The organism is Alloprevotella sp. OH1205_COT-284, from assembly GCF_003859795.1.
Lineage (GTDB): Bacteria > Bacteroidota > Bacteroidia > Bacteroidales > Bacteroidaceae > Alloprevotella.
In genome coordinates, this window is record NZ_RQYI01000004.1 from 1 (window position 1) to 12,349 (window position 12,349).

Here is a 12,349-nt window from a genome sequence, read left to right on the forward strand (position 1 = left end):
GACCAAGACAAAAACTCGATTTTGAAACACCTAAATCGGAGTTCTACAAAAGAATATCATAATTTTGCACTTGCTGGTTGACTCTACGGCGGAATCAACAAAATATAACTCTACAATTTTTCAAATTTTCAAAGATCAAACAGAAAAAAGGCCAAACAGTTCTCCATCGATCATATCGGTGATTTTACGGAAATCATCGGGATTATTCTCAAACTTCAAATTATCTCCGTCTACAATGATCAATCTGCCGTTATAAGTGGAAATCCACTTGTCGTACAGTTCGTTAAGTCCTTGCAGATAGTCTATGCGCATGGTTTTCTCGAAATCCCGTCCGCGTTTTTCTATTTGTGCGACCAAATTGGGAATGGTAGATTTGATGTAAATCATCAAATCGGGCAGTTCGACCAAAGACATCATTAAGTCAAACAAGTCGGTGTAGTTCGCGAAATCTCGTTCGCTCATCATGCCCATTTTATGCAAATTCGGAGCGAAGATACGCGCATCTTCAAATATAGTTCTGTCTTGAATGATGCTCTCTTGGCTTTTGCCGATGGCCACCACATCTTTGAAACGTTTATTGAGGAAATAAATTTGCAGATTAAACGCCCATCGATTCATATCTTCATAGAAATCTTCGAGATAAGGGTTAAAATCCACCGGTTCAAACAACGGTTTCCAATTATAATGTTTGGCCAACATTTTAGTCAGTGTGGTCTTTCCGCTTCCGATATTTCCGGCTATGGCTATATGCATAGTGTGATATGTTTGGAGAAATAATTTGTTTTACTTAATGTCATCTTCTACTTGCGTGGCAGGATGTTCCGTATTTTCCGATTCCACAAAAGTGTCATGAAAACCGAAACGTATCATCTTCCTCTCTATGTCGTTGTTGAAAAGAGACCGAAGAGTTCCGCATCAATCAAGTCAATGATGCCGGAGAAGTCTTTGGGATTGTGTTGGTAGTCCAGATGATCGACTTCTATGACCAATACTTTTCCCGGATACTTGTTGAAGATAAAGTTTTCATATCTGCGATTTAGGTTTTCGAGATATTCGATAGGCATTGTTTGTTCATAATCCCGCCCGCGCTTTTGAATGTTGCTCACCAAGTGCGGTACGGATGCACGCAGATAAATCATCAAATCGGGAGCATCCACAATGGAGGTCATAATGCCGAACAACTCCATATAAGTTTCAAAATCTCGCTCATTGAGATTTCCCATGTCTCTATTGTTTTCTGAAAAGACATGGACTCCTTCGAAAATACTCCGATCTTGCACCACTGTTTTTTCACAGTGTGCAATAGAGAGCACGTCTTTGAATCTTTCTTTCAAAAAGAAAATCTCCAAGTTGAACGCCCATCTCTTCATATCTTCGTAGAAAACGTCCAAATAAGGGTTTTGAGCCACTGTCTCGAACTTGGGCGTCCACCCATAATGCTTGGCGAGCATGGTGGTCAAGGTGGTTTTTCCGCTACCGATATTTCCTGCTATGGCGATATGCATAAGTGTTTTTAGAGAATTACGTTATTGCCGTTTTCAACAATCAAGGATAAAAAGCGAGCTCTTCGAGTGGCAAAGCGTAGCAATATGTGAAATTTGACGCAAAATTACATATAAATCGAGAAAACGGAGGCGTTTATTTCTGTTTTTTTTGAAACTCGTCTTTCTTTTCTTCGGTAGCCATGAGAAAACACGCTCCTCAAAAATCCACAAGAACACCCTATCGACAATCTTTTGTGAAGTAGATTCCGTAGTTTCTTCCCCGCCTCATGACATAGGCTATCGGAGAAACCCTAATACACGGCTGTCAGGCCGTAGGACGGTTGTCATGAGCGGAAGATTTAGAAAGTCCATTTCGCGCCCAATGTGGGGATGAAATAAAACGTGTTGTCTTGATGCACGAAGTTGCGAGAGATTTCCACTTCTCCTCCCAAACTCAAATTGAAGTTTTTGTCCATTCCGGACATGTGATTGAAGTTCACCCAAAATTGCGGTTCCGACAAAAAGACGTTGATGGCATTTCCGGTGGCAAAGCTCCGGTCATTCCAGCAGTCGGCAAAGCCACTAAATGTAAAGAGCCCCTTTTCAAAATTCCAATACCAAGTACTTGTGATTTGCCAAGAGGCTTTGTTTTTCGTCTTCGTCAGATGTTTATACATGGGGGTGATTGTAAACCCTTTGGAAAAATCGGGAGCGTTCCAAGCATAAGTCAGCCCTGCGAGGTAGGCATCTTTAATGGGAAAATCTTTTGATATTCCGCCGTTGTATTCCAAATGAACGTTGAAAGGTGTTTTCCGAATGTTGAATTCACGAGCGATTTCCCAATAGGCCAAATTGATCTCGTCCGACTTATAATTCATATCCACGAAGAAGAACGTATTTCCCCATTTGTCAGGGCGAAACATTTCGAGTGTGGTAGTGAGGCTTTCACGGTCTTTGAATTTATTTCCGTTATGCCCGAAGTCATAATGGACTTGAAGGTTTTGAGCTTCTGCGGATATGTTGAAACCAAACGATGCCAGTAGCAGGAAAAGAAAGTAAATCTTTTTCATAAAATTGAGGTGTAATGAGTGAATTAAAAAAGCTGATGTGAGAGTTTTCAAAGACTCATCACATGGTTGAAAGAAAGCAACAGAATGTCGTGAGGTCAATCAACGGACGATGCGGAGTTCTCTTTTTCGGCCGCAGTTGTTTCCGGTGTTTTCAAATCGGCCGGCGTTTCGGGCAGGATCAGATTGAGCACAACCGCCACAATGGCCGAAACCCCGATACCTTGAAGAGCAAACTCTCCCATTTTGAACATGACCCCGCCTATCCCCGTTGTAAGAGTTACGGAAATGATGACCATGTTGCGCGCACTGCCCAAATTTACCTTGCTGTTCAACAGACTCGAAATTCCGGCTCCGGCAATACTGCCGAAAAGCAACAACATGATACCTCCGAGAATGGCCTCGTCTATGCTGCGCAAGAGGGCACTCACTTTGCCAATCATGGCAAAAACAATGGCCGTAACGGCGGCGATGCGCATCACTACGGGAGCCGTAACTTTTGTGAGCGACATGGCACCGGTTACTTCGGAATAAGTTGTGACGGGAGGCCCGCCCACTATCGAGGCAAACAAACATGCCAGTCCGTCGCCAAACATTGTGCGGTGCAGCCCCGGATCTTTCACGAAATTCTTGCCCGCCACATTATTTACCACGTAAATATCGCCGATATGCTCGATGACGGGGGCTATGGCGACAGGAATCATAAACAAAATCGGACGCCAATCCCAATTGTCGGGCAGATGCAATCGGGGAAAAGCAATCCATTCTGCCGCGCGAACGCTTGACAGATCCACATCGAAAAACAAGAAATCGGCAAAATACCCCACCACGATACCGCAAAAAATGGGTATGAGTTTCAGTAAGCCTTTCGTGTAAAGAGATACGACAACGGCTGTGCCCAAGGCGACCACGGCCAACAACCAATTGGAGGAAGACATTTTGACGGCTGCCGAAGATAAAGATAGGCCGATGAGCATGATGACGGGGCCGATGACGACAGGAGGAAACAAGCGGTTTAGAAATTTGGTGCCAAAAGCCTTGATCAAGATCGCTGCAAGAAAATAAACCAAAGCCACACCGATGATGCCCAAGAGAACGCCCGAAAGCCCATAGAGTTCGGTGCCGACTTTGAGCGGAGCAATAAAAGCAAAACTACTTCCCAAGAAAATTGGCACTTTTCCTTTGGAAACAAAGTGGAATAGCAATGTGCCCATGCCGGCCGAAAACAAAGCCACAGAGGGATCCAGGCCGACGAGAAGAGGAACAAGCACCGTGGCCCCGAAAGCAACGAAGAGATACTGCACTCCGACTATGGTTTTTCGAAAGGGAGAGAGGGTGAGCGATTCGGACATAGAAAGCAGATTTTGATTTTCGGCTGCAAAATTACAACCACATTTCGGTTACACTAAATTTTATATGCTTTTTCTTTCTTCTACAAGCAAGTGAGGCTTGGTTTTGATACCACGAGTTGCTTTATGAAGAAAAGCGATGCGATTTCCGGGGCATATTCGCTTCGCCGATCGTTTTCGAGGAAGAGAGGGAGAAAAAACAAATCTCGGAAAATTTACCACTGCTTGCCATATTCACTTTTCATAGCTTGACGGAGTCGTGCTATTGGGGTTGGAAAAACAAAACAAGGTTTTGCCGTTCACCGATTTATTGGTATTTTTGTGGGCAGAACAAAACTTCAAGAAACAACTTAAAGAATTATGAAAAAAAGCGCATTGCAAATTGCTCGTGCCGGCTATCAGCCCAAACTTCCCGCAGGCCTTCGTGGCAACGTGAAAATCGTAGAAGGTGCTCCTACGCAGAGTGTGGATAACCAAGACGAGATTAAAGCTCTTTTCCCCAACACCTACGGCATGCCTCTTGTGAACTTCGAACCTACGGACGAAACAAAAGAATATGCCCCGATCAATATCGGCATCATCCTTTCGGGCGGTCAGGCTCCCGGCGGCCACAATGTGATTTGCGGCCTCTATGACGGCTTGAAAAAACAAAACCCGGCTTCAAAGCTCTACGGCTTTTTGATGGGCCCCGGCGGCTTGGTAGATCACAACTACCTTGAAATGACCGATGAACTCATTGACGAATATCGCAACACCGGCGGTTTCGACATGATCGGTTCCGGCCGCACTAAACTCGAAGCCGAAACTCAATTTGAGAAAGGTCTTGAAATCATTCGTCGTTTGGGTATCAACGCCATCGTCATCATCGGTGGAGACGACTCCAACACCAATGCCTGCGTATTGGCCGAATATTATGCAGCCAAGAAGTATGGCGTGCAGGTCATCGGTTGCCCCAAAACCATTGACGGCGACTTGAAGAACGATCAGATAGAAACTTCTTTCGGTTTCGACACAGCTTGCAAAACCTATGCGGAAGTTATCGGAAACATCCAACGTGACGCCAACTCCGCACGCAAATACTGGCACTTCATCAAGCTCATGGGCCGTTCGGCATCGCACATCGCACTCGAATGCGCTCTCCAAGTTCAACCCAACATCTGCCTCATCTCCGAAGAGGTTGAAGCCAAAGAGCAAAGTCTTGACGATGTCGTGACCTACATCGCCGAAGTCGTGGCCAAACGTGCAGCCGCAGGCAACAACTTTGGTACGATCCTCATCCCCGAAGGGCTGATCGAATTCATACCTTCACTCAAAAAACTCATCGCAGAGCTTAACGACCTTCTTTCCACGCCCGAAGCCGGCACCGTCACTGCCGCCGAACAACGTGCCTGGGTACTTGGCAAACTTTCTGCCGAAAATGCCGCTATCTATGCTTCGCTTCCGGAAGGAGTGGCCAAGCAATTGACTGCCGAGCGCGACCCTCACGGAAATGTGCAAGTGTCGCTCATCGAAACCGAAAAACTTCTCAGCGAAATGGTGGCCGAAAAACTGGCCGCCTGGAAAGCCGAAGGCAAATATGTCGGCAAGTTCGCTCCTCTGCACCACTTCTTCGGCTACGAAGGTCGTTGTGCCGCCCCCTCCAATTTCGATGCAGACTACTGCTACGCCCTTGGTGCTTCGGCCGCACAGCTCGTGGCCAACGGTAAGACCGGCTACATGGCCATCGTCAAAAACACTACCGCTCCTGCCGAACAATGGATTGCCGGCGGTGTGCCCATTACGATGATGATGAACATGGAGCGTCGCCACGGTGAGATGAAGCCCGTGATCCGCAAGGCACTCGTAGAACTCGACGGTGCACCTTTCAAAGCCTTTGCCGCCAAGCGCGACGAATGGGCCGAACAAACCGCATTCATCTATCCCGGCCCGATCCAATATTGGGGACCGACAGAAGTTTGCGACCAATGCACCCAAACGCTTGCCTTGGAGCAGTCCAAATAATCAGCTTGTCAATACGCCCCTCTTTCCACGTAGGAAAATGGAGGAAAACGACATTTTCCGATTAGAGAGAGTGGAATATAAAATCAAACTTCAACAAACAGCTCGCTGTATGTTGCAACTCACATAAAAATCGGAGTGCGATTTATTGGATGATGTTCCAATAAATCGTGCTCCTTTTATTTTATGACTAAATCCGGCTCTTCTTCTACCCATAACGGTTCCAAACGTCGCCCGGTCAAAAGGCGCACTCCTGCAAAACGTCGCGGAAATAAAAAAACGCAACTTTCGTGGGCCGAACGCTCATTCGGGCATTCCTACAAGCGCGTGTTCGGAGTGGGAGCCATTTTGATAATCATCGTTTATGCTTTTATCTTCTATAAATACTTTGTTTCTCCCTATGCCTCTCGTTGGAAAGCACTTTACGGAGAGATCGAATATCCCGCAGGTTACAGCATTCACGGGATTGACGTAAGCCACCACCAAGGAGAAATAGATTGGGAAAAAGTGGCTCGCGCAAAAATCGCCGGCGAACCGCTTGAATTTGTGATCATCAAAGCGACAGAGGGAAAGAGCTTGTTTGACAGGCATTTCAATGAAAACTTCTATCAGGCAGGGCAATATGGCTTAATCAGAGGAGCTTATCATTTTTTTTCTCCATCGGTTTCGGGAGATTTGCAAGCCCGCTACTATATGCGGCAAGTGCATCTCGACGAGGGAGATTTACCACCGATATTGGATATTGAAATAAAAGGAGGATTGACCACAAAACAACTGCAACGAGAGGCCTTGGAGTGGCTCAACGCTCTGGAAAAACGCTACGGGACTCCCCCGATCATCTACACGGGGTTGAAGTTCAAAGAGGCTTATCTGAGCACGCCGGAATTTGACCGTTATCCATTTTGGATAGCTCATTATTATGTCAAGGAAGTAGGCTATAAAGGCGAATGGAAGTTTTGGCAACACACCGACATCGGACGTGTAGACGGCATTGAAGGGGCCGTGGATCTGAATATCTACAACGGATCTATGTACGATTTGCGTAAACTTACGATCGGCAACAACGAAGAGCCCACCGAGTAAAGACCTCTTATCAACATGCAAAGAATTGCCGAGCGTATGAAATAGGCCGACGACACCTTTGTCATCGTGAAGGCAATAGAACTTCGTTGAAAATCTTGCTCCGTCTTATCCGTTTGGGAAAAGGTGGGAAGGAGGCGAAAAAAAGGTAACGAGTAGAAAATTTCAGGTCTGATCCGGAAAATTCTACTCGTTACCTTTTTATTATGGATGTCCGGCAAACTTCAAAACCGCGAAGTTCTTTCTCGCCCTCCTTATCCCTCGTCAAACATGATTTTTAGGAGAGGATGGCTCGTTATGTATCTCCTATGATCATTTGGTAAAATCGTCGAAAAACATACACTACCCTTTTCATGTTGCTGAATTTCAGAAAGATATAGATGTATGAAGAGCTACTTGCCTATATACATTGAAAGAGGATAAGTCTATGATACACAGATAAAAAACGTATGTAGGCTGATTTTCTCAAAACCTACACTGCCTACATGGGAGATTTCGAGCCTTTTTGCACGACTTCCCGCTGCAATGTGTAGAATGTAAGAGCGAATGTAGTTTGTTTGTAGTGTTGTCTACATTCGCAACAATCTATATTCCTGCGATTTAAGAAGGATCGTGTAGACAATGTAGACAAAAAGAAGAAAAATCCTTGATAGGGGTTGAATGTTGCTTTTCTCACGAAGACTTGCCCCGGATTTTCTTCGGCTTGTCCGGATTTTCATGGAGGCCTCCGAAAAAACGATTCAACGCACGCATGAAAAGCATGATAATGCTGCGGGCTCTTCGAGTTCTAAACGCTGCACCCTCGGTTTGGGGTTGTCTGAAAAAAATATTCCGAACCAAATGTGTTTTGCCTTGATTTGCGAAAAAGAAGTCGTTTTTGAAAAACTCCCGCCAATCGCTCGAAATGTGGTTTTAAGGATTTGAGTATCAGCATGGTGAACTTTCCGTTTAAGTTTACTGGCCGAAAACAGGCAGATGGCTGAATAATAGTTGGTTAGGTTAATTTTTCCATGTAGTACTCATGCCGCTTGGCTTGTTTGAAAACGGAGAAGAGGGCAAATCGTAAAGAGAAAATCCATAAAAGCGTGTGTTATAAGACTTTGCTTTTCGGAACGAAAAAATCGAGAAAAAAGGTGGAAAAAATCTGTCCAAAAACAGTGAAGAAAACTTTGTTTTTTCCAAATGAAGGGCTAACTTTGCACTCATGATTGAACTCGGCAAACATCTTGAAAACTTGCTGTTGGATCATAATTGTGTGATAGTTCCGAACTTAGGAGGGTTTGTTGCACAAGATTGTTCGGCAAGATACATAGAGGAGGAAAAAATATTTCTTCCTCCTTATCGAAATGTCGCGTTCAATCCATTGTTGCAAATCAATGACGGATTGCTTGCACAAGCCTACATGAAAACCAAAGGCTTGTCTTATCCCGATACCCTTCGTGTGATAGATGCTGCGGTAGCGGAGTTGAAACGAAGCATTGAGGAGGAGCACGGAGCCGAGTTGAGCGGTATTGGCAAGCTCAAACTCGGAGCAAACGGGCAATATGACTTCATTCCCGTTTCCGGAGGTATCGTCGCCCCTTCGCTTTATGCGTTGGAGGTTGTGAATCCCACTCCAATCCGTAAAGACTCGGAAGAAAGATGTGCAACCATAAAACGCAAAAACACGAGTCAGTCGGATTATTACGTTTTACGAATACGAAAAACGTTCTTTCACTCCGTCGTGGCTGCCATTGTCGTTTTTTTCTCTTTCTTTTGGGCGGTACCTCTCAATAATCATTCATCAATGACGGGTGTAATGGAGGCGCGCATGTTTGAGAATTTCACGGGATTTGTCGTTGCCAAGCAAAAGTCTGCCTGTGCAGCTTCTGCATCACGCCCTTCTCTCGATACTCTTCGCGTTAAAGTCTCTCCTTTTCCTGCTGTTAAGGAGAAGACAGACACTGTTGCAAATGACAACAAAGGGAACGCGCAGACAGCAGAAGCAAATACCGAAACGATTGAACAAGCAGCTATTCAAGAGAATACACCTACTTATTTAATTGTTTTGGCAAGCCAAGTGTCTAAAAAAGGGGCGAAAGACCTGATACGGCAACTTTCTGAAAAAGGATTGCACGAAGCAGTCATACATAGGCATAAAAACATTACTCGTGTGGTCTTTGGGAAGTATTCTTCTTATCGAAACGCGTATGCCCAATTAGCCAAACTTCGCGGTTCGGAGCCTGCATTTCGTGAAGCTTGGATTTTGAAACTGTAAACTTTCACCTCACGTTTGTGACACGTGGGGCTTTTCTATTTTCCTTATTTTTCTTATGAAGCGGATTCGTTGTCCGAAATGTGATGAACCGATCTTATTCGATGATTCATTATATGCTCCCGGTAGAGTTTTGGTGTTTGAGTGCACTGAATGTCGGAAGCAATTCAAAATACGTGTCGGGGTAAAACCATCTCTCTCTCTCGGAGAAAAAACGCCGGGTGAAGACTTGATACAAGAGCAAGAAAGCGAACAAAAACCATTGGGTTATTTGATCGTTATCGAAAATGCTTTTCATTTTCGTCAAGAAATTCCTTTGTTTGAAGGAGAAAACAGAGTTGGACGTTATGTAAAAGGCACAAAAGCGAATGCAGCCATTAAAACTGTTGATCCGAGTGTCGATAATACGCATTGTAGGATTCGGGTAAGTCTTGATGCTCGAAATGAACCGAAGTTTTCGCTCCAAGACGGCCCTTCCGGAACCGGGACGTTTTATATGAATACACTGCTCGGAAATAAAGAGCGTGTGGATCTCGAAGAGGGAGCGATCATCACAATCGGAGCTACCACGATGATTTTACAAAAAGGAGAAAAGATTAATTAAGGCTAAATATAATATCGTCTTTTTATTTAGCAAACAGTTGGTTATGAAAATCATTGGTATTCTTCTTATCTGTTTGTTGGCACCTCTGTTTCAGAAAGGAGCGACAGCAAGAGGCTTTGCGGACGCTGTTCAAGTAAATACAACCGAAAAGCCTTTGAAAAACGATTTCAGCGGAGTTTTCTTCAATGATGAAAATGGAGTGTGGATGTATTTGGACTTACAAGAAGAAAAACTCGAAGTGCCGGATATGCCTTTCTTGGGGCATGTCGCCGGCTATATGAATGGGAAAATTTACGGAGTGTGGATATTGATCAAGTATGAGATAAAACGTAATAAAGTGATTTTGCGTTTTACAAATGATATTGGGGCAGACTCCCAAACCATTTCTTTGACTCGAAATGAAGATGGCTCTTATTGGTATGAGGCCATAAATGGTAATATGATCAAACGAGTGGAAGGCAGGAAACTTGTGAAGATTACCGGGAGTATGCTCATGAAAAAAAAGCAATAACACCATGACAGACGGATTTATTAGAGTTGCAGCAGCTATCCCGCGCGTTAAAGTTGCAGATGTCGCTTTCAACACCCAAGAAATTGAAAGCATGATGGTTTGTGCAGAAGGGCAAGGAGTAGAAGTGTTGTGTTTTCCGGAATTATGTTTGACCTCTTATTCTTGCCAAGATCTTTTTTTTCAACAACTACTGCTTGAAGAGGCCGAAAACGCGCTGTTTAAGATCTTGGAATTGAGTAGAAACCTCGGATTAGTGGCTATCGTCGGAGTTCCATACTCCTATCAAGGTATGCTCTTTAATTGTGCTGCGGTGGTTCAGGGAGGGAAACTGTTGGGTTTGATCCCCAAAACTTTTATTCCCAATCATCAAGAATTCTACGAAAAACGCTGGTTCTCTTCTTCTACAATGCTTTCCGGAGAACACATTGTACGCTTTTGCGGACAATACGTTCCTATCGGACGCCATCAATTGTTTTGTCTTAACGATGTTACTTTTGGCATTGAAATCTGCGAAGACCTTTGGGCACCGACTCCTCCCAGCTCTCATTTGGCAATAAAAGGGGCAGAGATTATTTTCAATCTAAGTGCGTCCAATGATTTGATAGGCAAGTATCAATATGTACGTGACCTCGTAATTGGGCAAAGTGCGCGTTGTCACTGTGCTTATGTCTATACGAGTTGCGGATATGGAGAGAGTACGCAAGATATTGTTTTTGGTGGGAAAAGTTTTATTGCGGAAAACGGACGGATATTGGCAGAGGGCACTCGCTTCTCTTTCCGGCAAGAACTGACCGTTGCTGAAATTGATGTGGAACGACTTCGGGCAGAACGGCGTCGCAACACTTTCTTTGCCAAAAGCTATGAAATGTTGGCGAGTAACGATCGTTGCAATATCGTGGATATTGAATCTGCCGGATTTTCAGAAAGCAGCTTTGCTCTTACTCGAAAAATAAACCCTCTTCCTTTTGTTCCGCGAGAAGAGGATCTGGATTTTCGCTGTCAGGAAATTCTCAGCATTCAAAGCCAAGGCTTGGCAACGCGTATCGCGCATACGAAAGCCCAATCTGTGGTCATCGGAGTCAGTGGAGGGTTAGACTCGACATTGGCTTTAATGGTGTGTACCCATGCTTTTGACTGTTTGGGATTGAACCGAAAAGGCATTGTCGGCGTGACGATGCCGGGCTTCGGCACCACAGAAAGGACTTACAACAACTCGATCCGTTTGATGAATGCTTTGGGGATTACGATCAGAGAAATCAATATTTCAGATGCAGTCATGTTGCATTTCCGCGACATCGGACATGATCCTCAGAAGCATGACGTCGTATACGAAAACGCACAGGCGCGTGAACGTACCCAAATCCTAATGGATATTTCTCATCAGGTAGGCGGTTTTGTTGTCGGCACGGGAGATCTTTCGGAATTGGCTTTGGGGTGGGCTACTTATAATGGTGACCACATGTCTATGTATGCCGTAAACAGTTCGGTGCCTAAAACCCTTGTGAAGCATCTTGTGCGTTGGGTGGCCGTAAATGTTGCCGACGAAGAAAGCCGTAAAACCATTTTGGATATTGTGGATACGCCCATAAGCCCGGAATTGTTGCCGGCAGATTCGGAAGGAAATATCAAACAAATCACGGAGGATTTGGTTGGCCCCTATGAATTACATGACTTCTTTCTGTATTACGTCTTGCGTTATGGCTTCCGTCCCAAGAAGATTTTCAGAATGGCACTTCGGGCTTTCGATGGCAAAGGTGAAACCCAAACTTATGACGAAGCAACCATAGCCAAATGGCTGGAAGTCTTTTTCCGGCGTTTCTTTGCCCAACAATTTAAGCGTAGCTGTCTGCCCGATGGCCCCAAAGTGGGAAGTTGCTCTATCTCTCCGCGCGGAGATTGGAGAATGCCTCCCGATGCAGTTTCGGAAGAATGGATCAAGGAATGTCGTTCTTTGTTGCAGCAAACACTCTCATCGGAAGAACCCTCAAACACGAAGGCTTAA

10 protein-coding genes are annotated in these 12,349 nt (G+C 44.8%); 6 read left to right on the forward strand and 4 right to left on the reverse strand.

Features of this window, described 5'->3' with window-relative positions; translation table 11 throughout:
- Nucleotides 1-135: 135 nt before the first annotated feature.
- The 4 genes from EII14_RS01940 to EII14_RS01955 all read right to left on the reverse strand — a co-directional run bounded on the left by EII14_RS01940 (nt 136) and on the right by EII14_RS01955 (nt 3,903).
- On the reverse strand, nt 136-753 hold the full coding sequence (locus EII14_RS01940; protein ID WP_124930890.1) for a deoxynucleoside kinase: 618 nt from the start codon (nt 751-753) through the stop codon (nt 136-138).
- Nucleotides 754-878: 125 nt separating this feature from the next.
- On the reverse strand, nt 879-1,505 hold the full coding sequence (locus EII14_RS01945; protein WP_124930891.1) for a deoxynucleoside kinase: 627 nt from the start codon (nt 1,503-1,505) through the stop codon (nt 879-881).
- 338 nt (nt 1,506-1,843) lie between these two features.
- Nucleotides 1,844-2,554: a DUF5020 family protein gene (locus tag EII14_RS01950; RefSeq protein WP_124930892.1), complete on the reverse strand. Its 711-nt coding sequence runs from the start codon at nt 2,552-2,554 to the stop codon at nt 1,844-1,846.
- A gap of 95 nt (nt 2,555-2,649) precedes the next feature.
- Nucleotides 2,650-3,903 (reverse strand): uracil-xanthine permease family protein, encoded by a 1,254-nt coding sequence (locus EII14_RS01955; protein WP_124930893.1) that lies wholly within the window; start codon nt 3,901-3,903, stop codon nt 2,650-2,652.
- A gap of 357 nt (nt 3,904-4,260) precedes the next feature.
- Here EII14_RS01955 and EII14_RS01960 point away from each other — a divergent pair, with 357 nt between their 5' ends.
- The 6 genes from EII14_RS01960 (at nt 4,261) to EII14_RS01985 (ending at nt 12,349) form a co-directional block, all read left to right on the forward strand.
- Entirely contained in the window at nt 4,261-5,901 is a 1,641-nt protein-coding gene (locus EII14_RS01960) for a diphosphate--fructose-6-phosphate 1-phosphotransferase (protein WP_124930894.1), read from the forward strand.
- Between the two features lie 183 nt (nt 5,902-6,084).
- A complete protein-coding gene (locus tag EII14_RS01965) occupies nt 6,085-6,981 on the forward strand; it encodes a glycoside hydrolase family 25 protein (RefSeq protein ID WP_124930895.1) in 897 nt (298 codons plus the stop codon).
- 1,201 nt (nt 6,982-8,182) lie between these two features.
- Nucleotides 8,183-9,235, forward strand: a complete 1,053-nt coding sequence (locus EII14_RS01970) for an SPOR domain-containing protein (RefSeq protein ID WP_124930896.1) — start codon at nt 8,183-8,185, stop codon at nt 9,233-9,235.
- 55 nt (nt 9,236-9,290) lie between these two features.
- Nucleotides 9,291-9,836: an FHA domain-containing protein gene (locus EII14_RS01975; protein ID WP_124930897.1), complete on the forward strand. Its 546-nt coding sequence runs from the start codon at nt 9,291-9,293 to the stop codon at nt 9,834-9,836.
- Nucleotides 9,837-9,879: 43 nt separating this feature from the next.
- Entirely contained in the window at nt 9,880-10,347 is a 468-nt protein-coding gene (locus EII14_RS01980; RefSeq protein WP_124930898.1) for a hypothetical protein, read from the forward strand.
- A 4-nt stretch (nt 10,348-10,351) separates the two neighbouring features.
- Nucleotides 10,352-12,349: an NAD(+) synthase gene (locus tag EII14_RS01985; RefSeq protein WP_124930899.1), complete on the forward strand. Its 1,998-nt coding sequence runs from the start codon at nt 10,352-10,354 to the stop codon at nt 12,347-12,349.

Coding starts and splice junctions, on each gene's coding strand:
- EII14_RS01970 (WP_124930896.1), top strand. CDS start 8,183: ATGATTGAACTCGGCAAACATCTTGAAAACTTGCTGTTGGATCATAAT.
- EII14_RS01975 (WP_124930897.1), top strand. CDS start 9,291: ATGAAGCGGATTCGTTGTCCGAAATGTGATGAACCGATCTTATTCGAT.
- EII14_RS01945 (WP_124930891.1), bottom strand. CDS start 1,505: ATGCATATCGCCATAGCAGGAAATATCGGTAGCGGAAAAACCACCTTG.
- EII14_RS01965 (WP_124930895.1), top strand. CDS start 6,085: ATGACTAAATCCGGCTCTTCTTCTACCCATAACGGTTCCAAACGTCGC.
- EII14_RS01950 (WP_124930892.1), bottom strand. CDS start 2,554: ATGAAAAAGATTTACTTTCTTTTCCTGCTACTGGCATCGTTTGGTTTC.
- EII14_RS01955 (WP_124930893.1), bottom strand. CDS start 3,903: ATGTCCGAATCGCTCACCCTCTCTCCCTTTCGAAAAACCATAGTCGGA.
- EII14_RS01960 (WP_124930894.1), top strand. CDS start 4,261: ATGAAAAAAAGCGCATTGCAAATTGCTCGTGCCGGCTATCAGCCCAAA.
- EII14_RS01985 (WP_124930899.1), top strand. CDS start 10,352: ATGACAGACGGATTTATTAGAGTTGCAGCAGCTATCCCGCGCGTTAAA.
- EII14_RS01940 (WP_124930890.1), bottom strand. CDS start 753: ATGCATATAGCCATAGCCGGAAATATCGGAAGCGGAAAGACCACACTG.
- EII14_RS01980 (WP_124930898.1), top strand. CDS start 9,880: ATGAAAATCATTGGTATTCTTCTTATCTGTTTGTTGGCACCTCTGTTT.